This is a genomic window from Heyndrickxia sp. NPDC080065 (genome assembly GCF_050281185.1).
Lineage (GTDB): Bacteria > Bacillota > Bacilli > Bacillales > Bacillaceae_C > Heyndrickxia.
In genome coordinates this window covers 178,520-203,553 of the sequence record NZ_JBNNWS010000010.1, presented here as the reverse complement: position 1 = coordinate 203,553, position 25,034 = coordinate 178,520, and the positions used below count along the sequence as shown (strand labels likewise).

Annotated in this window: 24 protein-coding genes, 1 pseudogene and 1 riboswitch; of the genes and pseudogenes, 8 read left to right on the top strand and 17 right to left on the bottom strand. The window is 33.3% G+C overall.

The window, feature by feature from the left end; translation table 11 throughout:
• Window positions 1-215 precede the first annotated feature (215 nt).
• The 4 genes from ACQKP0_RS14210 to ACQKP0_RS14195 form a co-directional block, all read right to left on the bottom strand.
• A complete protein-coding gene (locus ACQKP0_RS14210) occupies window positions 216-953 on the bottom strand; it encodes a cyclase family protein (RefSeq protein WP_427406510.1) in 738 nt (245 codons plus the stop codon).
• 78 nt (window positions 954-1,031) lie between these two features.
• A riboswitch (SAM riboswitch) is annotated at window positions 1,032-1,131 on the bottom strand.
• 208 nt (window positions 1,132-1,339) lie between these two features.
• On the bottom strand, window positions 1,340-1,900 hold the full coding sequence (locus ACQKP0_RS14205) for a hypothetical protein (protein ID WP_427406509.1): 561 nt from the start codon (window positions 1,898-1,900) through the stop codon (window positions 1,340-1,342).
• A 107-nt stretch (window positions 1,901-2,007) separates the two neighbouring features.
• The gene (locus ACQKP0_RS14200) at window positions 2,008-2,445 is read right to left on the bottom strand and encodes an NUDIX hydrolase (protein ID WP_427406536.1); all 438 of its coding nucleotides are present in this window, start codon (window positions 2,443-2,445) and stop codon (window positions 2,008-2,010) included.
• Between the two features lie 217 nt (window positions 2,446-2,662).
• Window positions 2,663-2,869 (bottom strand): DUF2268 domain-containing putative Zn-dependent protease, encoded by a 207-nt coding sequence (locus ACQKP0_RS14195; protein WP_427406508.1) that lies wholly within the window; start codon window positions 2,867-2,869, stop codon window positions 2,663-2,665.
• 305 nt (window positions 2,870-3,174) lie between these two features.
• Between ACQKP0_RS14195 and ACQKP0_RS14190 the strand changes: the two genes are divergently transcribed.
• Entirely contained in the window at window positions 3,175-4,095 is a 921-nt protein-coding gene (locus ACQKP0_RS14190; protein WP_427406507.1) for a S66 peptidase family protein, read from the top strand.
• A gap of 255 nt (window positions 4,096-4,350) precedes the next feature.
• Here the strand turns inward: ACQKP0_RS14190 and ACQKP0_RS14185 are convergent, their stop codons facing one another.
• From ACQKP0_RS14185 to ACQKP0_RS14160, 6 genes and pseudogenes are all read right to left on the bottom strand, one after another.
• Window positions 4,351-5,244 carry an NAD(P)/FAD-dependent oxidoreductase gene (locus tag ACQKP0_RS14185; protein ID WP_427406506.1) on the bottom strand — a complete coding sequence of 298 codons (894 nt, stop codon included), beginning with the start codon at window positions 5,242-5,244 and terminating at the stop codon, window positions 4,351-4,353.
• A gap of 35 nt (window positions 5,245-5,279) precedes the next feature.
• On the bottom strand, window positions 5,280-5,594 hold the full coding sequence (locus tag ACQKP0_RS14180) for a thioredoxin family protein (RefSeq protein ID WP_427406505.1): 315 nt from the start codon (window positions 5,592-5,594) through the stop codon (window positions 5,280-5,282).
• Between the two features lie 221 nt (window positions 5,595-5,815).
• A complete protein-coding gene (locus ACQKP0_RS14175; RefSeq protein ID WP_427406504.1) occupies window positions 5,816-6,718 on the bottom strand; it encodes an NAD(P)/FAD-dependent oxidoreductase in 903 nt (300 codons plus the stop codon).
• A 465-nt stretch (window positions 6,719-7,183) separates the two neighbouring features.
• Complete coding sequence (locus tag ACQKP0_RS14170) at window positions 7,184-7,570, bottom strand: Rrf2 family transcriptional regulator (RefSeq protein ID WP_427406503.1); 387 nt, start codon at window positions 7,568-7,570, stop codon at window positions 7,184-7,186.
• Window positions 7,571-7,892: 322 nt separating this feature from the next.
• A pseudogene (locus ACQKP0_RS14165) lies at window positions 7,893-8,600 on the bottom strand (MFS transporter); the annotation flags it as partial.
• A 542-nt stretch (window positions 8,601-9,142) separates the two neighbouring features.
• Window positions 9,143-10,018 (bottom strand): LysR family transcriptional regulator, encoded by an 876-nt coding sequence (locus ACQKP0_RS14160; protein WP_427406502.1) that lies wholly within the window; start codon window positions 10,016-10,018, stop codon window positions 9,143-9,145.
• A 134-nt stretch (window positions 10,019-10,152) separates the two neighbouring features.
• Here ACQKP0_RS14160 and ACQKP0_RS14155 point away from each other — a divergent pair, with 134 nt between their 5' ends.
• Window positions 10,153-10,911, top strand: a complete 759-nt coding sequence (locus ACQKP0_RS14155; protein ID WP_427406501.1) for an NAD-dependent epimerase/dehydratase family protein — start codon at window positions 10,153-10,155, stop codon at window positions 10,909-10,911.
• A 35-nt stretch (window positions 10,912-10,946) separates the two neighbouring features.
• Window positions 10,947-11,069, top strand: a complete 123-nt coding sequence (locus ACQKP0_RS14150) for a hypothetical protein (protein WP_427406500.1) — start codon at window positions 10,947-10,949, stop codon at window positions 11,067-11,069.
• An 830-nt stretch (window positions 11,070-11,899) separates the two neighbouring features.
• On the opposite strand, the gene ACQKP0_RS14145 is transcribed toward ACQKP0_RS14150, so the two are convergent.
• From ACQKP0_RS14145 to ACQKP0_RS14135, 3 genes are all read right to left on the bottom strand, one after another.
• The gene (locus ACQKP0_RS14145) at window positions 11,900-12,034 is read right to left on the bottom strand and encodes a DUF1572 family protein (RefSeq protein WP_427406535.1); all 135 of its coding nucleotides are present in this window, start codon (window positions 12,032-12,034) and stop codon (window positions 11,900-11,902) included.
• A 63-nt stretch (window positions 12,035-12,097) separates the two neighbouring features.
• Window positions 12,098-13,201: a threonine aldolase family protein gene (locus ACQKP0_RS14140; protein WP_427406499.1), complete on the bottom strand. Its 1,104-nt coding sequence runs from the start codon at window positions 13,199-13,201 to the stop codon at window positions 12,098-12,100.
• 395 nt (window positions 13,202-13,596) lie between these two features.
• A complete protein-coding gene (locus ACQKP0_RS14135; protein WP_427406498.1) occupies window positions 13,597-14,811 on the bottom strand; it encodes an SEC-C metal-binding domain-containing protein in 1,215 nt (404 codons plus the stop codon).
• Between the two features lie 343 nt (window positions 14,812-15,154).
• On the opposite strand from ACQKP0_RS14135, the gene ACQKP0_RS14130 reads away from it, so the two are divergent.
• Complete coding sequence (locus ACQKP0_RS14130; RefSeq protein WP_427406497.1) at window positions 15,155-16,273, top strand: CAP domain-containing protein; 1,119 nt, start codon at window positions 15,155-15,157, stop codon at window positions 16,271-16,273.
• Between the two features lie 116 nt (window positions 16,274-16,389).
• On the top strand, window positions 16,390-16,584 hold the full coding sequence (locus ACQKP0_RS14125) for a small, acid-soluble spore protein, alpha/beta type (RefSeq protein WP_427406496.1): 195 nt from the start codon (window positions 16,390-16,392) through the stop codon (window positions 16,582-16,584).
• A 100-nt stretch (window positions 16,585-16,684) separates the two neighbouring features.
• Here ACQKP0_RS14125 and ACQKP0_RS14120 read toward each other — a convergent pair whose 3' ends face one another.
• The gene (locus ACQKP0_RS14120; RefSeq protein ID WP_427406495.1) at window positions 16,685-18,433 is read right to left on the bottom strand and encodes an EAL domain-containing protein; all 1,749 of its coding nucleotides are present in this window, start codon (window positions 18,431-18,433) and stop codon (window positions 16,685-16,687) included.
• Window positions 18,434-18,728: 295 nt separating this feature from the next.
• Here ACQKP0_RS14120 and ACQKP0_RS14115 point away from each other — a divergent pair, with 295 nt between their 5' ends.
• Window positions 18,729-19,805: a Gfo/Idh/MocA family protein gene (locus ACQKP0_RS14115; RefSeq protein WP_427406494.1), complete on the top strand. Its 1,077-nt coding sequence runs from the start codon at window positions 18,729-18,731 to the stop codon at window positions 19,803-19,805.
• A 69-nt stretch (window positions 19,806-19,874) separates the two neighbouring features.
• On the opposite strand, the gene ACQKP0_RS14110 is transcribed toward ACQKP0_RS14115, so the two are convergent.
• The gene (locus ACQKP0_RS14110) at window positions 19,875-20,537 is read right to left on the bottom strand and encodes an HAD family hydrolase (protein ID WP_427406493.1); all 663 of its coding nucleotides are present in this window, start codon (window positions 20,535-20,537) and stop codon (window positions 19,875-19,877) included.
• Window positions 20,538-20,839: 302 nt separating this feature from the next.
• On the opposite strand from ACQKP0_RS14110, the gene ACQKP0_RS14105 reads away from it, so the two are divergent.
• A complete protein-coding gene (locus tag ACQKP0_RS14105; protein WP_427406492.1) occupies window positions 20,840-22,129 on the top strand; it encodes an acyl-CoA thioesterase/bile acid-CoA:amino acid N-acyltransferase family protein in 1,290 nt (429 codons plus the stop codon).
• Window positions 22,130-22,277: 148 nt separating this feature from the next.
• Here ACQKP0_RS14105 and ACQKP0_RS14100 read toward each other — a convergent pair whose 3' ends face one another.
• Entirely contained in the window at window positions 22,278-22,790 is a 513-nt protein-coding gene (locus ACQKP0_RS14100; protein WP_427406491.1) for a GNAT family N-acetyltransferase, read from the bottom strand.
• 195 nt (window positions 22,791-22,985) lie between these two features.
• On the opposite strand from ACQKP0_RS14100, the gene mug reads away from it, so the two are divergent.
• The gene (mug, locus tag ACQKP0_RS14095) at window positions 22,986-23,507 is read left to right on the top strand and encodes a G/U mismatch-specific DNA glycosylase (protein WP_427406490.1); all 522 of its coding nucleotides are present in this window, start codon (window positions 22,986-22,988) and stop codon (window positions 23,505-23,507) included.
• 180 nt (window positions 23,508-23,687) lie between these two features.
• On the opposite strand, the gene ACQKP0_RS14090 is transcribed toward mug, so the two are convergent.
• On the bottom strand, window positions 23,688-24,950 hold the full coding sequence (locus ACQKP0_RS14090) for a hypothetical protein (protein WP_427406489.1): 1,263 nt from the start codon (window positions 24,948-24,950) through the stop codon (window positions 23,688-23,690).
• Window positions 24,951-25,034 lie beyond the last annotated feature (84 nt).

The following is a 25,034-nucleotide window of genomic DNA, read 5'->3' as shown; positions in this document are numbered from 1 at the left end:
ATTGATAGAATAAAAGAACCTAAAAATATTCTCAATTTTTTTCCTCATGTTGCTTCCTTTATAAGAGAAATGAACAAAACAACAGACTAAAATAAATTAAAAGGAGCTTCCTAAAAGCCTTTTTGGCAATTTGGAAGCTCTTTTTTCTAATAATTTCTTTGGTCCTTATCAAATTTTTCTCAGGAACATATATTCTTTAGGTTCTTCTTGTAAATTTAAGGTAGAATAGCGAATGATCTTACTGGAAAGCCAGATGCCTTTTCTGGTTTTGGAACAATGTTAAATATGACCGCTCCTTTTGCCGGAAGCTGATCCAAATTTGTTAAAAGCTCAACTTGATATGTATCCTGCTCAAGTACATAGTATTCTGCTAACAGTGCTCCATTTTTTTGAAAGTCAATACTTGAATCAGTATCAAAGGTTTCATGACCGACCGCTTTAATTTTTCTTTCCTCAAATAAAAATTTCAATGAATCAACTGACCAACCTGGTGCATGATTATTCCCATCTTCATCTTTGTTATTAAATTCTTCTAGATTAGGCCATCGTTTACTCCAATCAGTTCGAAGAGCGACAAATGACCCTTCCTCGATTTTTCCATGATCTTCTTCAAATTTCAAAATATCGTCCACGGTTAAGGTGAAATCATGGTTTTCTGCGGCTTCCTTCGATTTATCAATTACAACAAGAGGCAAAATTAATTCCTTTAACTCTAATTCATCCAAATATCTCTTATTGCGGACAAAATGTATCGGTGCATCCAGATGTGTTCCATACTGCCCCGCAAATGTAAAACTTTGTGCAAGAAATCCATCATTATGATCAAATAATGTTTTAAAATCAGCTGAATCAAAAGCAGAAAAGTGCGGAGAATCAGGTCCAAAAGTATGGGTTAAATCAACCCAATGTTTTTCTTTCAATAGATTAATAGCTTTGATTAATTCACTTGCCATAATAAATTCCTCCTAATTTAAATAATAAAAACCTCTTCTTGAAAATAAGAAGAGGTTTTAGATTTACAATTAATACTCCTCTTATCTTCAAGCTATACGCTTCTGGAATTAGCACAGTACTTAAAAGCCTGTTGCTGAGGTATCAATGGGCCAGTCCCTCCACCTCTCTGGATAAGAAAATTACTCATATTTAATTATTTACAACTTTACATATGTCTAAGTTGAAAGTCAATTATAAATTTAAAAAATTAAAAATTATCTTAGTTAGAAATAACCATTTTCTCAAAATATATGACTAGCATATTTTTGAACATTATAAACATTTATCTTTAACACGGAAAAAGTTCTTATTACTCTAATCTATATTTTGGTCGTGATAAAAAACGTTACTGGGCAATCAACTGCAGCCCCTCTGTTAAGTCTTGATGGTATATCCAAGCGTTTTGTTCACGTGTTGTGGCACCTATCCAAATAAAATCCGGATTTGGCCCGTTTGCTCCATTGAATGTAACAATAAGATGTTTATATTTTTTAACATGATTAGATGCTATTTCTTCAAAAAATGATAATTGGGGGTTTAGTCTGCCGTTACCCCCCGTATATTCACTTCGGTATTCACTATATTCTGGTAAATCGTCATGGTGTTTTACTTGACTAAATGTAATTATGATATCTCTGTCTTCCAACACTAGTAAAACATATTCATAGGACAAGCCCGCATTTCGTACTTCAGCAATAATATTAAGTTCTGGATGTTGGTTCGCATGATGGTATATGGAGTCAAAAACATAGGAGGCACGCTGGCGGGAGATGAAATTTTTCTCTGTCAAGATTTCAGGTTTTCCTACCCTTTCCCTATAAAAGCGCGAAAGGCCTAGTTTAATACCCTTAATTATTATAAGCTTTTCTTGATCGCTAAGGTAAAATTCATGATGTAAATGATTCATTTCAATCACCATCCTCCATGATAATTCAAAACCTATATCTCAATAAGCTAACAACCCTCGAAAAAAACACAATCACAATTAATAAAATCAATTAATAAAATCTAGTCCTAATTAATCGTCTTATTCATTTTTATTTCAAACTCAGGTTTAGTTACAAATTCCATATATTTTATATCATTTTTAAAGTCCAAGTATGCTTTAAAACGTGTTTGAATAGCTGGTGTAGTAACTAATTCAAGAACTTTGTCCCTTGGTACCCACTCACTTTCTGATGTTTCTTCTGAAATACTTAGCTCTCCACCTACAGGCCTGCAAACAAAATCTAAAATTAATTTTGTAGGAACATCAGTTACACCGTCATACCATTTATGTATACCAGTATTAGAATAAACTCCAATTAATTGAGATACAGCTGTATCTATCCCACTTTCTTCTTTTACTTCTCTAATTAATGCATCCATTAGATTCTCCCCAACTTCCACTTGCCCACCTGGAAAAACCCAGCCACCATTATGTGTTTTTACTAAAAGTATTTCCCCCTTCATTATTTTCAACAATACCACTCACTGCTAATATATGTGTAGGCCAACTCATGTAATTGCCTCCTCCTGTATACCTTTTTAAATTCCTTTATTATGTATTCTTTTTCCTACTTTCACTAACCTGACTTTTCTATAAGACAAAAAATTCATTGTTAAAAGAATGTCCCCAGTAATTTATTTAGAACCACTATTTGAAATAGGATTAATAATATTCAATCACCTATTTTAACAACATTTGAGAGATCTCCTTTACCCAGTTGTGTTGATGTTGCCAACAATCCCACACATCATAAAATATTCTGAAGGTAACAAAAGTCAATTCTTCAAAGGAAATATTTTTACATTTTTCAAGATACCATTTAACTAAGTAATAGCCTAATGAATATCCTCCCCAAAAGGGTAATCCTTGTTCATCGTTTCCGAACATAAATAAATCAGTTGGACTTCCTTTATTTTTTTTGGTGTAATAACCAAATTTAAGTTTTGTATTCTACTGTATATATTCTCCTATACAACAATAAGTCCTGTTTTTATTAAAAAATAATCATGGTTAAACTACCCTGTCTTTTAGTAGAACAAGCAATAAATATCTTATCCCATATAATTAATGAATTTTACATAAAAAAATGTAAGTATTTAATTTGTAGTTATCTTGAATTTGACATATTTCAGTTCACCTTATAATACTATTATCGTAAATTATAATTGAAACGAATCCAGGGAGAGAAAAATATGGCAATAAGACCCTCGTTGTTACAAAGAGGAGATACGATTGGATTGGTTACACCTGGCAGCTCTCTAGAACCAAATGTTATAAATGCCAGAGTACAAGTGTTAAGAGATATGGGCTTTACTGTCGTTTTTGGCAGTCACGTTTATTCTCATAATGGCATCATAGCTGCCACACCTCAACAAAGAGCAGAGGATATAATGAATATGTTTAGAGATCCGAGTGTCAAAATGATCCTTTCAACCCGGGGAGGAACCGGGGTTCAAACCATTCTTCCTTATTTAGATTTTGGTGTTATAAACAATAGCCCTAAAATTATATCCGGTTATAGTGATACCTCGGTATTATTAAATAGTTTGTATCTGTATAGTAATTTAATTACGTTCCACAGCTTAATGCTTATTGACTTTCGGTCGGAAACTCCTGCTTATAATTATGACCAATTTTTCAAAGCAACTTCTACGCTTGCTTCTTCCAGGATCATCGAAAATCCACCGGACATTCCCCTGATAAGTTTAGTACCTGGTAATGTTACAGGTCCAATCGTCGGTGGAAATATGACTTCGTTAGTGAATACACTTGGCACACCATATGAAATAAATACAAAAGGAAAAATACTGTTTTTAGAAGAAACCCACACTCCTGCTACGTTGATTTTTAGGTATCTTACTCAATTCTTGATGGCAGGTAAATTTCAAGATTGTCTTGGGATTATCATGGGGGATTGTACAAATTGCCCAGTATCTTATAATACATCCTATGCAGATTTAATTAATAATTTGTTAGTCCCCTTAGGAAAACCACTGATCATCAACCTTGCTACAGGACATGGTTATTATAAAGCCGCTATTCCAATAGGTGCTAATGTTAATCTCAATTCGACAGATACTGTATTGACTGTTCTGGAACCTACTGTTTCTTAGCGAAATATAAATAGATTAGAAATGCTATTAACATTCCTAATCCAAATTTAAAGTGCATGCCTTGTTCCGAATGAATAAGAAGTGTATCTTTGTCTGTTAAGCGTTATACAGCTTAATCTAACATCGTTGAAACAAGTGAATAAGTTGATCTTAAACCGATTGTGTAGATAATAAACTTTCTCATTTACTTGAGCATGCTTAACTTTATTTTACAAAATCTGATCTAAATAGATTATTATTAAGTAACAATACTCATTAAAACTTTTCAATTGAAATATCTGTATTAATTGCCATTGCGGCTTGTATTCCAGTTGCTTCAGAAAGAACGATCTCAGTTGGTGCAGGCTGTGCAGCATCACCTGCTGCATAAACATTTTTTTCTGATGTTCTCCCAAAATGATCAACAACAATTAATCCATGTTCATCAAGATCACATGAAAATCCTTGACCAATTACGTTTGTTGTGTATGATGATGGTGTTATAAAACCTGCTTGCCTATCTACTTCTAACCCATTTTGAAAGACAATACTACTCAACACTCCATTATGACCCTTAATTTCCTTAATCTTTTCAGTAATCACATTGATTCCTTTATTTTCTAATTCCTGTTTTTCATTTTCTTTCATTTCATTACCATTTGTTGCAACGATCAGATCATTTGATAAGTTGTGAATTATTTTAGCAGTATGGGCAACTTCAGTTGTTTCATTAAAATAAATTAACTTTTTACCTTTTAATTCCCAACCGTAACAATATGGTGAAGTAAAAATACTTTTATTATAATACAAATCAATATTAGGAATATCAGACTGTATTTCGGTCCCTTCAGTCAGAAGGATTTTTTCAGCAAGAAAGCTACCATCATCAGTATAAATTTTAAATAGCTTATTGTCTGATTGTTTAATTACCTTAACACTTTTATTATCAATTGAATGAATAGTAGGGTAATGTTTTAATTTTTGTTTTCCTGATTGCATGAATTCAGGATGGTTATTACCATTTCTAAAAATACTTTCTTGGAGCTCGTATGCAAGGTGGTTATTATTTGTATCAAACAATGCTACCAATCGATTCGCTCTGCCTAACAAAAATGCTGCATTTAATCCAGCTGGTCCTCCGCCGATAATAGCACAATCATAAATACTCATCTTTCTTTTCCTCCTCTTATTTGATTTTTCATTACTTAAACCCCTATTATCTCTTTTAGATTCTCAAGAGGTATATACCCAACAATTGGATCATGTAATTTATTATTAACAATCAAACGAGAGTGCGGGATTCCTAGTACTTGGTATTCAGCTGTAAGGTCTGGGCTTTTGTCAACGTTAATTCTAATAATTTTTACCTTTTCACTCAATTCTTCATTGAGTTGATCAAGAACCATCACAAACATTTTACAAGGGCCACACCATTCTGCCCAGAAATTTATTAAGACAAGCTTGTCGGTTATTAAATGCTGTTCTAGTTCTTCCTTTGTTGATACTTGAATAATTGACATTATTTTTTCCTCCTTTATGGATATTAAATAGTTTTAAAATCTCTAAATAAGCTAATAAAAACTGTTCAAGATGAAATACCCCATATAATATGGTTTTAATTTATTTATCAAATCTACTATCCCCCTTTCAAGAAACATTACAGAGCTTTAATACCTCTAATTAAGAAAAAATTTTTTAACATCTTATATTAGATTAGTTTTCCTCTAGCACACTTAAATCCTCAACTTTCAATTGTAGAGTCGAAAACAACTGCCATCGCTGTTTTATATCCTTCAGCAGCAGCAACAATTAATGAAGACTGGCCTAATTTAGCTGTTTCCCCTGCTACATATACATTTTTCTGTGACGTACGCCCTGCCTCATCTGCCACAATGCTACCATTTTCATTTAATTTACAACCGAGTTGCTTCACAAATTGATTTTGACGGATGAATTTAGGTACTATAAAACCTCCAACTCTTTCTATTTCAAGGCCTGAACAAAATTCTATTTTTTTTAAATAACCATCCTCGCCCTGTAGGTTCTTAATAGGTTCAGTAATAATAGTTATATCTTTACTTTGAAGTTCATTCAATGTCGTAGCAGATAACTCATGACCATTTGTGGCAATAACTAAATCCTGTGACCAGTTATAGACAAGCTTCGCTTTATAAAGGGTATGTTCTTCATTTTCTGAAATAATAATTATGGGCTGATCTCTTAGTTCCCACCCATCACATGTTGGGCAGCTGAATAGACTTTTCCCATAATACATTTTAATGTTTGGAACTGATGGAAGTTCCTCTTGAACACCTGTTGCCAATATGATCTTCTCTGCTAAATACTCTGTGTCTTCTAAAGTCTCAATTTTAAACCAACCGTTTGATTGTTTTGTTATTTGCATAACCGTGTTTTGAAAATAATTAACTGATGGATATCTTTTTAGTTCATTTAAAGCTATTTCTTTAAACTCTGCTGGCTTAATTCCATCACGAGTAATAAATCCATGTGATTCCTGAGTCACGCGATTCCGATTTGTTCCATTATCAAATAAAGCGATTTTTTTACGAGATCTTCCTAAAATCAAACTCGCATTTAGACCAGCTGGTCCTGCACCTATAATTGCACAATTAAATAATTCCATAATGTTGTTTTCCTCCATAAATTGTTTTTATCATTGGCTCTTTTCGTATAAATTGTTGTTTTTAGACTATAAACTTAGTCCGTTGATTTCCGCTTCAGACACTTGCTTTCCGCGGGGAGGGATGGGAGCCTCCTCGGCGTTACCGCCTGTGGGGTCTCCCTCTTCCCTCTTTTTCCCGCAGGAGTCAAGTGCCCTCCGCTACAATCAACTCAGATTGTTAATAAAATCTCACTAAAAAAGCAACAAACTTTACGAAAACAGCCTTATCATTTATATTGTTTTCTCTAAAAAATATCATTTAAAAATCCTTTAAATAAATTAAATAGATTCTAAACTATAGCCATGCTAAAGAATTTAAAAGTAAGAAATTTAGTTAGTAGTCAAATTAAAATACAAACAAAAGACTTAAAAGACTCTTTATATCTCTAATTATTATAAAAATAATGGTGGACCATAAATCCACTACTATTTTTTTACAAAATCCGATATTTTTCTGTTTCTTAACTCATCTTCCAGTTTTTCCTCTGCAGATAACATCACTTCTTTTATCACACATTCTGGATTAGAGTATAAACAACAATCAAACAAAGACGATTTGCCCTCAATTGCATGTATAATATCTAAAAATGAAATATCTTCCCAATTCTGTCTAAGTGTATACCCTCCATTGGCACCTGAAACAGAATTAATCATTCCTTCCTTTGTTAACTTTGTTAATATTTTAGACAAATACGTTGGAGAAACATTCTGCCTTTCTGCTAATTGTTGTACACCTACTGGTTTATTTTGTGTTTCCATTGCAAGAAAAAGCATTGTGTGTAAGGCATAATTTGTAGCTTTAGAATATTTCATATTTAATATTCACCTCTATAAGAGACTTTATATATCTATAATAGCATTAAAAATATGTTATTTCAATATTTGTGTCTTAGATCTTAAGAGAAAAGTATGAATTCTAATAAAACAAAATTAGTAAATAGTAGAAAATAAACTGGCAAACTCCTCATCAGTTGATTTGTTTAAACCCATTTTACATATAGTTGGTGAAATTTATAGTATGTTACGAATTTGGAGGAATCCCATCTATTTTTTCCAAATTCTAGGTTTATATAACTTTAAATCTTGGTCGATTATTGATTAATTATGTTTGGCCACATACTAACCTACACTGATCCTATACATCCTTATTTAGTGATTTTTGATGTTCACTTAACAAGTTCTTCTTTCGTTGTTTAGTCCCTAGACGACGAGACCAAATTACCACTGGGATAAGGAGTAGAGACAAAACACCACCGGAAATGGTGAGAGTGGCGTAACTAAAATTTGAAACAACCATACCAGATAGCGCACCACCAGAGGCACCTGTTAAAGCGATCAGAACATCAACCGAACCTTGTGTTTTTGCACGCGATACTGCTGGAGTAGCATCAACTATAATTGCTGTCCCGCTAATTAATCCAAAGTTCCAACCGAGACCGAGCAACGCCAATGCGATAATTAGAAGAACAATAGAATCAGCTGGAACTAAAGCAGCCATAACCCCAGATAATAACAAAGTAACACCAGAGGTGTAAGCCATGGCTGTTCTGCCCCACTTATCAACTAAAATCCCAGTAATTAAAGAAGGGAGATACATAGCCGCTATATGAATACCAATGACTAACCCAACTTCCCCTAAACCATGTCCATGATGCTGCATGTGTATTGGAGTCATTGTCATAATGGCTACCATAACAACGTGTGTTAATATCATGACAGTTGCCCCAACCGCAATTTTTCGGTTATCGCTAACCTGATTGTCTTTCACTTCCACACCAGACTGTTGATTCTCATTTTGTGTCCGTGCAATGACTTTTGTCACTAGAAAAGGATCTGGTCGAAGAAAAGCAATTGACAGGATAAATCCATTATCTTAATCCTATTGGTGTCTCCATTACAAAAAATCAAAGTCCGATAAGCTTAATTTCAGATTTTGAATACTTAGTGAAGTGTAACTACCACCAATCATAGATTTAATATATCCATAATAACTTTTATATTTTTAATTTGTCAACCAATTTTTTTGAAAAAAAAATAATCCAAGTCTATTCAACATAATCTACCTGAAATATTTTGTTGATCTTTGACAAAGAGTTGGAGCAAAAAATAGCTATAAACCTGTATTTCAAGAAAAATTCAAAGAATCCTTTTATTATCGAACAATCAAATTAAATCTACGAATTGTCTGTTTACTTCAAGCCGATCAGAATGTTCGTAAGTGCCCTCTAGGCAGACAAGGCAGATCATTTGATTTTTAAAATGGCTAATGACAAAAATAAAAACATTTTCATGGATCGTATAAAAATAAAAGCCTTACTACATTTTTTATGTAACAAGACTTGTTAAAGTTGATTCATTTTTAATAAAGTTATTTAATTAATTCAATTAAAGCCCCGCGTTTTTTACCCAATTCTCAGTAATCTCGGCGAATTTTTTAACTGCAGGTGAAGTAGGCGTTCTAATGGCTAATCCAATGGTTCGATATTGTTCTAACTCGAGTGGTATGACCTTTATTGAATCCAATGCTTTTGGGATGACCATTTCCGGTAAAATGCTAATACCCAAATTATTCTCAACCATAGAAAAAATAGAATTTTCGGTCATATTCTCGAATCGAATATTTGGCTGGATATTGTTCTCTTTAAAAAATAGTTGTATATCGTCAAAACATGAATAAGTTGGCATAATAAAAGGAACGCTTTCTAATTCTTCAACCGATATATGTTTGTTTCTATGTAAAGGTGATTGATTTGATACGACACATAAAAGTGGATCGGTCTTTAACTTTACAATCTCGAACGAATTTAAAGGGGCTTTGCTATTAACAAAACCACAATCCACTTCACTATCTTGTAACCATTTTTCTATCTCTGCATAATTTCCTTCTAATAGCTGTATTTCTATATAAGGAAAGTTCTTCTCCATTTCCTTTATAATATAAGGAATCCAGTTCGTTGATATACTACTAAATACCCCTACCTTTACTGTTCCTTTATTCAACCCATTAATAGCACTTACTTCCTGCTTTAACATATCATTATAATATAGGATTTCTCGAATAGTGACTAATAAATCCTTACCATTCTGAGTTAGCTTAATAGTAGTATTGTTACGAATAAATAAAGGAAAATTAAACTCTTTTTCTAAACTTGTAATGGCATGACTCACAGCAGATTGCGTTAATCCCAATTCTTCAGCAGTTTTTGTAAAGCTATTTACCTCTGCTGCTTTACTAAAAATTTCATACTTAACTAAGCTCATCATTTACACCCCATGAAATTATTTCATGTACTTCATTATAATTATTCGCTGTACTAATGACAACCATATACTTATAATCAGGACATGCCTTGTAACATTACATTAAATAATGATTTAAAGGAGCGTGTATTGTGGTGAAGAAAATTTTAATTACAGGAGCTGCTGGAAAGATTGGTCAACATATTACTAATACTTTAATGAAGCAAACAAGCTACCAATTAAGATTGGCAGATATTAATTTATTTCCTTTAGAAAAATTTAAAAAGTCAGGTCATGAAATTATATATCTAGACGTATCCAATTTAGAAGAATGTAAAGAAGCATGTAATGATATAGATATAATTATTCATCTAGCAGGAGATCCTTCTCCAAATGCAGATTTTTATACTACTTTATTAGAGAGTAATATTAAAGGTTCATACAATATATTTCAAGCAGCATCGGATAACGGTGTTTCTAAAGTAGTAGTTGCTTCCAGTGCTCAAACAGTGGAAGGATATCCACTAGACTTTCAAGTAACAGAATCATCACCTGTTAGACCGAAGAATATGTATGGGGTTAGTAAATGTTTTATGGAAGCACTCGCATCGTATTTTGCATATGAAAAACAGTTACAAAGTATCGCCATCCGTATTGGTGCTTATGACGATTACAAGCCTGATGGGCAGCCACTCTCAGCTCGAGACATGAGTGCGTATATAAGTCCAGAAGATTTTAGTGATCTTCTCATAAAAACGATTTTTGCTAAAAACCTACCTCCTTTTTCCATCTTACATGGTATATCTGATAATCGTTTTAAACGTTTAAATACTGAAGAAACAAAAAGATTAGTAGATTACACACCGAATTCAAATGCATTTAAATTGTGCGGAATTCAGTTTTTTGATCGTTAGACATTGCTACAAAGCATTTAAAAGGAGGGTTTTCCGTGAAGAGCCTAACAAAAACTGTCAAAAAGAATATTCAATTAAAACCGATAGACACTAAAAGGAAGCATACTTTTAAATACTATTGGAACGAAATTATTAAAGCTCTCATTGCAACCAAGTAATTTTATACTTTTTTACTTAATTGAATCATACGTATCGATAATTAATTCATCCTTAGTGCACAAGTCTAATTCTATTACAAGAGAATTCAAGCTCAATTTGATTCATACATTTAATATCTTCAAAAGAAAATATCCTAATTTCTGTTTTCTTAAATTTCAAATATTTTATCGATTTTTTGGGCCAGCAAGCGATCATCTCATATACCACGAAGGTCGATTCAGAGTCTAATATGAGCTACTGAATTCGACCTTTTTCTTGCCCCCCCTTTAGTATAATAGAGGCAATACATTAATTATAGGCTCTTCATAAAGCCCTCAATTATTTAATTAACTGAAGACTTTTTAAAAGACAATATAAATTTTTGAAGAAAAATATTGTTCATACTGCTCATAGAGAACCAAGGAGTAACTAGAGAAACCACTAACAAATTTTAGGCAATTCGATAAGTCACTATTGACCATGAATACATCAACTAGTACTTATCAACTTTCATGATGAATATACCTAATAATCTTATTCAACTCCCCCCTTAAGCACATTACCGACACTAAGATGGTTGCGCTCCTTCGATCTCCAATTCGAAAAAAAGCACTAGTTTTCTAGAAGAATTTCAATTTTCATTAATAGGATTTTTTATCTCTAATTTCATCTTCAAATCAGCTTCTAGATATTTGTTATTCTCTATTTTTTTGGAGTAATCCTCATTACAATTCCCACCTATCAGTTCTTAATTGAGTAGACTGCCCCAATAGCTTAATAACAAAAAGCCACTAAAATAAGTAGCTAGTTCGTAAAATATTGTATCCTTTAATTGTATACAAAATTACTATTACGTTTCCTTAAGATTATTTGCAAATTTTTTATTAATCTCTTGTGAACCATTCTTAGGTATGCTAAGCAAAGTCCATTCATTATCTTTAATTTGTTTACATAGATATAGACATTGACCTAAATTATAGCTAATATGATCTCACTATAATTTTTCATTAATTCTTGGAAGTATCCAACCTAGTATGTCTTCTGATCGTTATTTACAATGGAACCTTTGTTTCATTTTTTCATCAAGTTTCCTGAATGCCTTTGTGATAGATTCCTTGGGCACATTCGCATACAAATCGCCTATACTTACCTCGAAATAGCAAGTCGTTTCATCAATTTCTTTTAAATAACTTGTTATCCCAATTCCTGTTTGCCGCTGAACTTCTATTAGAATAGGTTCTACTTGTTCTTTCGCTTGATGGAAATGGACATGAAACATATTTGAAACAGGAACGAGAGGTAAAGTTGAAATGTCATAGCAAGAATTAAAAAGACCAGCGAGTTCCTTTGCTTCTTCATAATACTGTTGCATTTTATGTGATCGCATCTCAAAATAATAATCCGCTGATATAATATAAGGATACAAGCTTATCAAATCACCGCCATAACGCCTTTTCCAAATTTTCGATTGTTCGATAAAATCTTGATTCCCGGCTAAAATCGCCCCTGAAATCCCACCAATGCCTTTATATAACGATATATAGACACTGTCAAAAAGAGAGCAGACTTCAACTGCCGACTTTTGGTAATACGGTAATACTTCTAATAAGCGAGCACCATCAAGGTGAAGCTTAATGCCATTATTGCGACAATACGTCGAAATTTGTTTAAGAGTTTCAAAGCTTGGCAATTGCCCTCCTATTTCTCGCTGAGGCAATTCCAACAATAAACATGAAACGCCTTCTTCCATTTCCATGATATCATTCAGCTCTATTACTCGGTTTTTTTCAGCAAGCAATACTGTTTCAATTTTATGTAATTCCTTTAAACCATCTTCTTCATGAATTTCTAAATGGCACAATGGATGATAAGCTACTTTTCTTATGCCTTTTTCATCACACCAGATTCGTAAAGCAATCTGCTGAGCCATTGTTCCACTTGGGAGAAAAACCGCCTTCTCTTTTCCTAGTAATATAGCCATTTTTTCTTGAAAATCTTCAATAATCTGTCCTTTTCCATACATATCACTTTCTAAATCACCTTCAATATTTTGAAAAGCTTTTTTCAAAACTTGAATATTTCGTTTACCATGATTCGCCAATTGGTATTTAGTATGGCTGTATGCAGCTTGTAGTGGATTTTTTTGATTCATTATGCACGCTCTCCTGACTTTTTTCTAAATATTCGATTTATAGTTATATAATATATCATTTTTTATATGTGTACTACTCTACAAATAATTTGATATTTCTTCCTTAAACAAATAATGAGATCAAACATTTCATTTCTTTTTTTAAGTACATGATATTGTGTTTTACAAAAATAAGTACACTGTGCTTGATAGTGGATAAAACCTAGAGGTAATGAGACTCTATTAATAATAAGGAGTTAAGAATAAAGGAAAGTAAAAAGGGGTTATATGGTGATTATATTGTATGAGATATAGCATTTTGAATGTACAGCGCTACATATGCTATATCTCATATACTAGTAAGCTTGGAGTAGTCTTCCTATCATCGATGGGACGATGGACCAGACCCTGTGTCCCTATCTACCGCAGCATTTTTTATATTTTTTTCCGCTTCCACAAGGACATGGTTCATTTCTGCCTATTTTCTTTTTGGTTTTCATATTTATTATGTTATTTTTCCCTGAAGGTAAAGGCTGTAATGATTTTTTCTCTTGTTTTGCTAATTCGTTTGGAGAATAGCCTTTTAGAAACCACTGCCTTGTATTATTCATGAGCTCGACCACTCGTCCCATAATTGCTTGTACTGAACTTAAACTTTCTAATTCAAGCCTGCTACTAAGATATTGAAGAATATCAGCGGGTTTCTCACCTATTCTCGTTGCGTATACACACTCTTCAGCTATGCTGTCAGCTTCTTGTTTAGTAATGTCATAATTATCGTTTATATAGGAAACCAACTTAACATAACTATCTGTTCTATCGACATAATCTATTTCTCCGGCTTTTAACAATTGCTGTTTGGTAAAAGGATAGAAATTAAGATCTTTTCTCATTTTCTGTTCCTTAATGACCTTTTCAGGATCAAATACCCTTGCATTGGAGAAGTCGTGATTATCTGAGCGAAACTCTTGATAGTATAAATTGGCATTATATATTACGCTCAAATATTCTGATAGATCTCCTCGAACATTTGTGTACTTTTCCATTAAATCTATTAGATCCGCGATGCTAACCGTTCCATAATAATAAAGTAAACCATGAGTTAGCTTGATCCATTCTGTGTTTTGGCTGATAATAGAATCTATTTTGTTGTTTTTTTCAATTAATATTAATTTCTCCATTATTTCCTTTGGAATTGAGAATATTCGTTTTCCCTCATAGGTACCTGTAAATATGAAACCTAATGATCGATAGTAATTGATTTGGTTTGTTTTTAAGTTTTGTGCTGATATGTATCCTCCTTTACTAACTATATTTCTAATTATTTGATAGCGCTCCTGATCCAGTTGGAGGATTACCTTCTCCAGCAATTCAGGAATTTTTTCTTCTAGTAATGCGATTAATTCTGCTTTTTTTAAACTACTCGCATTTTTTATCTCTAATTTTTTTCGAATCGTATCTAGGTCGTTTTTCGTCAGTCTTGATAAACCATCATGAAGGGTGATTGGAACTTGAATATCGCTCCATACTTTTTGATCTATTCGCTCCTGAGTTTTCCTATTCATTTCTTTAGCCCTTACTAAAGCTTCTTGTAATTTATTTGAAATTTTATTATCTATATCTTTTTTCACGGTATTCACCTCTTAAAGCCTTTCAACTTTTAAATCAACTTTTTTATGCACTATACATAGTAACATCTATATTACCGAACGTAAAACGTTCTAGGGAAAATCAAGATTAGGAAATTTTTGGGGAAGTTATTCAATAGGGAGCATGTTAGATGTATTTTTATTCTTTTTTCCTAGAAAATAAAAAAATCCCCCTATTAAGAGATCTAAATCAGTTAATAGAAAATTAAATGTAACCATGTTCTTTATGAACCTGTAAACACCGAAAAAAGGGGCATTTCCTTAAATTACCTTATACATTTTCACTAGATTGGCTATAATTTTAATAGAAATGGAGGAAAAGATTATGATTCGTTTTTTTATAGTACTTGCATCTATATTTTTATTAATTTTTTCCTGGCCTACTTTAAAGAACATAGATTATCATAAGGCAATTGATTCTATCAAATCTGAAATAGAGAATGTAAAAAAAAATAAAGACTTACAAGCAGCTATTGATTCTGGAACTGATAAGGTTCAACAATTTTTGAATCGGATTGACACACATTCAAGTGATCAGCCGCAAGCTGATTCAAGTCAAAGCAAAAATATTTCATTGAAAACTCCATCAAATCAATTGTTTTCTATTAATAACATTGAACTTGGGGATTCAAAAGATGATATAGAACACCGTTTAGGACCGGCAAAGCGGTCATCACTGAATGAGTATGGGGCAAAGTGGTATGCTTATCATAAAGATTACCAACAATTTTTTATGGTGATGTACGATAACAATCGTAAAGTGACTGGTTTATATACAGACCAAGCTTTGATTGCCTCTACTAAAGGAATTAAGCTAGGAATCTCAAAGGAAAAGGTTCGCGCTAAGTTAGGTACTCCTCTTTCCGGGCTACAAAAAGGGTTAATCATCTATCAATTTCAAAAAAACAGTGATTATGACATGTACTTGCTCGATGGGGTTTATGTGACTCTTTTTTATGATAAACATGAAGGCAATACCGTAACAGCGTTGCAGCTGATTAGCCAAAACGTGGAACAAAAGAAAAAAGATTATTTCACAAAAGCAAGTTCTGCATTAGAAAAAGGGTTTGAATATCAATTATTCGATTTAACAAACTCTTCCCGTGTTAAGCATCATCTTCTGATCTTATCTTGGGATCAGCATGTTAGAGGAACCGCCCGTAATCATAGCTTGGATATGGCTGAAAATCAATATTTTGATCATACAAACCTTAAAGGTCAATCACCATTTGATCGAATGAATCAGGATCATATCACTTTTCTTTTAGCTGGAGAAAACATTGCTTACGGACAGCTTAGTAGCATTTTCGCCCATGAAGGTCTGATGAACTCACTCGGCCATCGTGAAAATATCTTGCGTAAGGATTATAAATATCTAGGTGTGGGAGTCGCTTTTAGTAATGAGTCACAACCATACTATACGGAAGATTTTTATGCAAAATAGTGGTGTTAAGGGTAAAATAGAGCTTATCACTTCGGAAAAGAATTAAGATTATTAAATAGGATATATTATAAACGAGCAATTTTCATTGCTCAAAACTTCGTCGGGAGTGATGTATCATGGCTAGAAACAAACTTTTGGTTCCTGGTGCAGACAATGTTCTGGATCAAATGAAAGAAGAAATTGCCAATGAGTTTGGAGTTCAACTTGGTGCTGATACAACCGCACGAGCTAACGGTTCAGTTGGAGGCGAAATGACAAAGCGTTTGATCGCATACGCTGAACAATCTTTAAGAAATCAACAAGGCAAATAATTGCAGCCAGTGATTTCAAAGGAAAGGGTGTCCTAAATTAGTAGGACACCCTTTTCCCAATATGGTATGAAGATATTATTTTTCTTATGTAACTAATCCCCTACTCTTCAGGCATTAACATAATCCCTTTGCTTTTTCTTATCATGTCCGTGATATTTTCGCTTGGTACAGGTCGACTGAAAAGATATCCTTGTCCAATTGCACAAGAGTGCTGTGAAAGGAAATCCAACTGTTCTTTTGTTTCGATACCTTCTGCAATAACATTCAACCCTAGCTGTTGAGCCATAGTCATAATCGTTTTGACAATTACTCCATCATCAATAGAAATATCTTCAATAAAAGTACGGTCAATTTTTAACGTATTGACTGGAAATCTTTTTAGATGTGCGAGTGACGAGTATCCTGTTCCAAAGTCATCAATCGAAAGTGATACACCTATTAATTTAAGCCCTTCTAATAAAAGAAGTGCATTTTCCGGGTCCTGCATAAGACTTTCAGTAATTTCAAGCTCCAATAACTCGGGCCGGATTTGATTTTGTTGTATGATTTTATTAATGAGTTCGACCAATCCATCTGATTCAAATAGATATGGAGATAGATTGACTGCCACAAAGAATGAAGGAAGTCCGGCGTTTTGCCATTGTTTAAGCTGTTTACAGGCCGTTTCAAGCACCCATTCACTAATTGGGAGAATTAATCCTGTTTCCTCCGCTATAGGAATAAATTCGGATGGAGGAATCATTCCATCTGTTGGGTGATGCCATCTAATTAATGCTTCGACACCAATCATTTTTTGTTCATTTAAATCAATAAGCGGCTGATAATATAGCACGAGTTCCTTTTTAGCAATTGCCTCCCTTAATGCCATTTCGATTTTCATATTTTTTGAAAAAATATCATGTACATCGTTAGAATAAAAACGTACAGAGTTATTTCCCGATTCCTTTGCTCGGTACATAGCTAAATCAGCTTTCTTTACTAATGTTTCGATATCTGTTCCATCTTGAGGGGCAAAGCTTATACCGATACTAGGACTAAAATAGTATGGGTTGTTATGTAATAAAAAAGGTTTTTTAAATATCGATTGCACCCTTCGAACAATTTCCTTTACTTCAACAAGGGATCGATTTTTGATGACAATTGTAAATTCATCTCCGCCAAAACGATAAACATCCACAAATCCTTTTAAGTGGCGTGATAAGCGTTTGGAAATTGATTTAAGTAAATAATCTCCTTTAGAATGACCTAGCGTATCATTAATATATTTAAAACGATCGATGTCCAGAAAGATTATTGCTAACTGATTCGTTTGACTTTTCATGCTTAACCACATATTTAGTTCTTCATTAAAACAACGACGATTCGATAATCCGGTTAATTCATCATGATAGGCATTGTAAAGCAATTGCTCTTCTAGTTTTTTGAGATCGGATATATCTTGACGTATGGCAATATATTGATATGGCTTCCCTTTCTCATTTAAAAAAGGTACGATGGTCGTATGTACCCAGTAAAATGAACCATCCTTTGCCTTGTTTTTAATCTCGCCCGACCAAATTTTTCCACTCCCGATCGTTTTCCACATACTTTTAAAATAGCTTTTCGGATGATATCCAGAATTAAGAATACGGTGATCTTCACCAATTAATTCTCCCTGCCTATATTTAGAAATGTCACAAAACTTCTTATTTGCATATATGATTTTTCCTCTATTATCGGTGATTGCCACGATAGATGATTGATCTAAGGCAAATTTAATATCCATTAATTCTTTGAAATTTTGATGTTCATATGTCATTGACATACCTTTATTCTGTATTTCTTGTAGATTACTTATGGACTTACTCATTTCAAATCGCTCTCCAATTATGCAAAAAATCATTATAGATAATTATACCTATCATTTAATATTAGGATAGTCATTATAACACAAATTTTCTTCAATTTTGTGAAGAATAGAACAAGGTTATCCACCGGTCTTTCAAATAGAATATTATTACAAAAAGCATTTTGAACATTATTTTACTATTTAATGGTAGTTTTTAGAATCAGCATTTTTCTTTCCTTTTAAAGATACATAATATTCGCAATTCCCTAACAAATTCCTTATTATTAACTTAATGACATAGAAGGAGTTGATATGTTTGAACAAGTTTAAGGTTGGGATTATTGGAACAGGTTTTGGCGCAAAAGTTCATGCACCAATGATGAATTTTCATGATGGTTTTGATGTAGTTGCAATTGCTAGTGTTTCAAGAGGAAATGTGGAAAATGTGAAACAATCAAGCGGAGTAAATAACGTGTACACAGACTGGAGAAAAATGCTTGATCAGGAACAGCTCGATTTTGTAGTTATTGCTTCAGCTGTTCATATGCACAAGGAAATGACATTTGCTGCTTTTAAAAAGGGGATCCATGTATTAGGTGAAAAACCGATGGCATTACATATCTCAGAAACAGAAGAAATGATTTCTGCTCGAGACGATGCTGGGAAATTCGGACTTATCAATCACGAATTCCGTTTCCTACCTGCTCGAACAAAGGTAAAAGAGATTTTAGAAAGTGGAAAAATGGGAGAAATCATGCATGTTCGCTATGAATATACATTCTCAGGCTACACTTCCCTTATTTCAAATTCACGAGGTTGGCTTGGTCAAAAAGAAACAGGAGGAGGCATGCTTGGGGCGATTGGATCTCATATGGTAGACTCGCTCCATTGGTGGCTGGATTCAGAACTTAAAGAAGTGTTTGCAAATCTTTCAACCCATGTTCCTGTATTTACAGATGATCAAGGTAATGTAGAACACCGTACTGCTGATGATGCATTCCAAATTATTGGGACTTTAAAAAATGGTGCGACAGTGACATTGGAATTTCTTTCATCTGCCCGCCAAGCTGATAACGACTGTAAGCTTGAGATATTCGGAAAAAATGGTACACTCGTCATGCTTAACGATAGTAAAGTTCTCTTCTCTAGTGAGGATTCACCACTAAAAGAAGTAGAACTAGCACCAGATATAACAGCACCGGAAGGAATGCCAGTGATTGCCGCTAGATATTACAACGGTTTTAACCGTATGCTTGATGCACTTCATGAAACGTTTAGTACTGAAAAGAAACATCCTTATCTTGCTGACTTTGAAAATGGGCGAGTGACGCAAAAAGTGCTTGATGCCGTACGTTTGTCTGCAAAAGAAGGGAAAAAGATTAAAATCAATTAAATAATACCTGGGACACGGGACCAGGTCCCGCGTCCCAGTCCTTTTCGTAATACCAAATTCAGTATTTTATTAGCTTAGATTCGAAATAATTGAAGGTAATTCTGCTAAATCATTAATAATTAAATCTGTGGAGAAATTGTTCCATTGAATATCTTTTTTCCAAATTCCTTTCATACCTACGTTTTGTGCAGCTTTCACATCATTTTCTGGATGGTCGCCAACATAAATACTTTGATTTGGCAAAACATTAAGTTGTTCCAAGGCTCTATGAAATATTTCGGGATCAGGTTTTTTTATTCCTTCCCATTCAGATACTAAGATCGTTTGAAAATACTTTTCAATACCTAGAGCCTTTATGTTATCCATTTGAAAATGCCCTAAACCATTTGTAATTATTCCTAATGAAAAGTTGTTATTTCTCAATTCATCCAACATTCTAAAAAGATTTGGAAAAGGGATGCAATTATTCTTAAATTGACTTATATAATCTTTAAGTAAGTCCTCCCAAGTTAACCCAGTAATATTAAGTTCCCTAGTTAATTGTTGATATACTTGATCTTTCCAAACATACCCATGTTTGTCGAGTTCTATAAATCGTGTAATATATTTTTCTTTTGGTATATGGCTTACCCATTGATTCAATCGCTCGTATTGATTATCAATAAATTTTATTACTGATTCGTCTCTATTTAACAACGTTCCATCTAAATCAAATATGACAGCCTTTATCATTATGTACACCACTCCCTATACAAAAAACACTGTTTTACTTTTTCTTTTTCGTTAATTGAAATACTTAAATCTTAAAAAAAACTGAGATTCTATAACCGTTTTTATAAGATACAATAAAAAACAATACAATTGAAAGAATTGACACAAAAATGCTTACTTTTATAATATTAATGCTATTATAAAAGTATTGTAAATACTGATATACCATTTTTTACATAAATCGGATTCTATTTTAGCACTATAATTTAACATAATTTTATTATGTAAACTATTAATCATTAACCAAGAAAAGAGTTGGAAAAATGTCCATACATACCCAATCAAAAATTATAGTAGATTTACATACTTCCTTAATTGACCAAAATATTAACATTCAGGCAGTAGGTTTAAAACCTGGAGAAAAATATGTCATCGGTCTAAAAAGACGTTCTGTAACATTGAAAATGATTAAATATTGGGAATCAAGAGCCCTTTTTTGTGCAGACGCCAATGGAATGATTTCATTAAATGAGGATGCTCCCCTCTCTGGTTCCTATTCCGGAAAAGAAGGCATGGGTTTATTTTGGTCATTGGTAGTCAAAAATTCTCAAGAAAACGAAAATGAACCATATAACAAATTGGCTCCCAATGAATTTCTTCTTTATCTTGAACATGAAGGGAAAATTATTGATGAAAAACGAATAACCCGTTATTGGTATTCTCCAGAAGTTACGCGAATACCAGTAAAAGAATCAGGGCTTGTAGGAACATATTTCCGTAATCAACGTGCTAATTCACTTCCTGGCATTATTGTTGTAGGAGGATCCGAAGGCGGTATTTTTGAATTTCTTGCTGGATTACTTGCTTCAAATGGTTTTAATGTTCTTGCCCTCGGCTATTTTGGTGTCGACAATTTGCCAAAAAATCTAGCTAATATTCCTCTTGAATATATTCAATCTGCAATTGATTGGTTAAAAGAAAGAAAAGAAGTAGAAAAAGACTGGATTGGAATCCATGGGACTTCAAGAGGTGGAGAATTGGCATTATGGTCAGCAAGTCTTTTTCCAGAAATAAAAGCTGCCGTCTCTATGAACGGATCACCTATTTCATTTGCCGGAATTGTTCCTTGGTCGAATGATTTGATTTTACCACCAGCTTGGACGTTTAAAAATAATCCACTTCCATATGCTTCTCCAACAAATCCTGTTGATGTCGCATTAGAATGTAAGCAAATGTGGAATAATAACGAAAATCCATTATCTTTTTGGTACCGCTCCCTTATTTCTAACCAAAGTACTTTAGAAAAAACAATCATCCCAGTTGAACGTATAAATGGTTCTATCCTATTCATTTCAGGTGAACAGGATGCAAACTTCGACTCAGTATCGTTCAATCAAATAGCAATGACTCGTTTAAAAACATTTAAACATCCATACTCATATGAACATCTTGTCTATTCTGGTGCCGGTCATGAAGTAGGCTTTCCGTACATACCAATACTAGCAAACATATGGACTGGTGGTAATAAGAAAGAAACAGCTCATGCAAGTATCGAAGCATGGCAACGAACGATTGAATTTTTCAAAGAAAGTTATAAAAACACTAGGAAATAATCGTTTTACTTTAGGTTAGCTTTCATTGAAATAACCATTCTTTTCTCATTGCTGCGACAGCTTGCCAAAAGCTGTCGCGTAAATCATTTTTTCTTGATATTCATTTAAATGAAACAAATACCTATTTTGGTCCAAAAATTTCTTTAAATTAATTCCACTCTTCTTCTAAAATAGCGTAATAGTACTCATCCCACCATTCATTTCCATGTGGGATACACTTCTTAAAGTACCCTTCTCTTCTCATTCCAATTTTCTCCATCACTCGATATGAAGGAATATTCTGTGGCTGACAAGTAGCTATGATTCTATGTAATTTCATTTTCTCAAACCCATATTTCAATATAGCTTTTGCTGCCTCTGAAGCATACCCTTTATTATAATACTTTGGATTAAATACCCACCCAATCTCATATGTATGGCTGCCAAAATACTTATGGAAAATGATATGTCCAATAAGGACATTTTCATCTATTAAAATAACGGGAAATTTCTCAGCATGATCCCCCATGTTCTTTTTTACAAATTCTATTGTATCCTTATCTGAAAAAACTCCTTCAGGTATATATTTCATCACATTAGCATCTGATGTATATTCATGTACAGCTGCCCAATCATTCTGTTCAAAGTTACGAATTAATAATCTTTCAGATTTAATGTTCATTTCTTTTCTCCTATCTTGATATTCATTTCTTGCTTAATTAATATTTCTCTTTCACTATACATATTTCCTTCTTATTCAACGAACTCTGCATAAACTTTAATATTTTTTTAAAAAGGGATTGGGTTGCATTCATTGGAATTCTTTTTATTTTTGTTAAAATAGTTATAATACCATTGCAAACGTTCGGAGGAAATCATGAATCCAATTCCTGAGCATTTACAAAACAATTTAGATATTTTGTTCGTTGGCTTCAATCCAAGTATTCGTTCTGGTGAAACTGGCCATCATTTTGCCAATCCTAATAATCGATTTTGGAAAATACTATATGAATCTGGCCTCACACCGAGAAAATTTCATCCCGAGGAAGATTACAAACTGCTTGACATTGGATATGGTTTAACGAATATAGTTTCAAGACCTACAAAGGCAGCAGATGAAATAACGAAGGATGAGTATCAAAAAGGCAGGGAAATATTAAAAAAGAAAATTGCCAAGTATCAACCAAAAATTGTTTGCTATGTCGGGAAAGGTGTGTACCAAGAATACAGTAAAAAACGAGTGATCCCTTGGGGACGTCAAGAAGAAGCTGTTGTGCATGGAACAATCGACTTTGTAGCCCCTTCCTCAAGTGGACTTGTAAGGATGAAGTTAGATGAGATTATTGATATATATAAGAAGCTTCATTATCTGTTGATAAATCTTAAAGGTAAACATTAGACCCTGAAAAGGGATATAGAATTGAATGATCCATGGGGACTAGACAGGGCACAGTCCCGAAAGTGTTTTCCCACAAAGAGCAAAAAGATATCTGCTATATGTAAAATTAGAAATATAGTACTCTAGTATAACATTAATCCCAGTACCTTATCCTTAGAGGAAAAGGTACTGGGAAATAAATTAAAGATTGTTCAATAAAAGGACTTCTCCAGTTGACGCATGAATACCATAATCGCAATCAAGTTTTCCGCATAAAATATAATTTCTTTTCTTTCGATCGTATACATAGGTAGGTTCCAACTCGAACAAATCTTTTAATCTTTCATATGCTTGGATTTTATCGATTTTTATAGAATCTGATTGTTCATAGCTATCAAACATTTCTAGAAGTGGCTCATTATCTATATAATTAATCACACGAAGACTCTTGGAATCGATCATAACGAGAAGTTTCCTTTGAAATACACCCTTACTTTGTTCGACAAGCCTTAAGGTGGCATGTATGTAGCCATTATCACGATGCAATGTTTTAAGTATCCATTTTCCGGTATCATCAGGATATACCTGACGTAAAAAGTCTTCTACTACACTCAAACATTTATCAACATTCGTTATCGGAAATGTATCTGGATGAGTTTCTTTTGATAACGCTTGTTCGATTGTAATATCTTCTTGGAAGCTGATTAGATTTCTTTTAAAGTTCATTGGAATAGGTTCGTTCCAAATCATCTGTTTATCTATATTTATATATTCTCCAGTATCTACAAAAAACTCGAAAGGGAGTGTAGATATACCGTTATTAGTAATATAAATCTCCTCTATCCCATAAACTGCAACTAACTTTTTCTGTTCATCAGAAGGAAATTCAATCAGCTTCAATTGCTCTTTTACTATGAAATCTACATTTTCAAGTGCAAGAGAGTAACTCTCTATTATTACATCATCACTAGTAGGAAATGGCTGGAACACCGAAAAATGAATCAGCCTCCCTGCATCATCACATTCAATCTCAATTAGGCCAGATGGAGAGACAGGAGTTCCATCAATACAAGCTTGAAAATGTAATCTACTATCCTCAGTTTTTGTTTGTTGGAATTGTTCCCTATACCTCAAACCTGTTTCTGACTCAATATATTTGATCGCTTCATTTATATCAAAATGTTTAAAGGTAGGTACCGTAACAAAACTTTTCCCTCCTACAAAAATAACGCTTTTCGTCTGCGCTGTATGAAAATCTATTTCCACTACCGCTGTTCCATCAGGATTTAAATCCTCATCCTCCCGTTTTGTGATATGATTTGGAAACCATTCCATTGACAAAGAATATTCGGTTTCATTGTTCATATTTACCTTACGATAAAGCTGATATTCATATAAATGGTAGTCATTTAGATTGTATTTATCTCTTGTAAAATCAACTAATTCTTTTATTTTTGTATGCATATCCGCTACCTCCCTCTTATTTACCTCAAGAGCATTCTATTTCTTACTTCAGTCAATGAGCTTCCCTTTCATTTACCGTAAAGG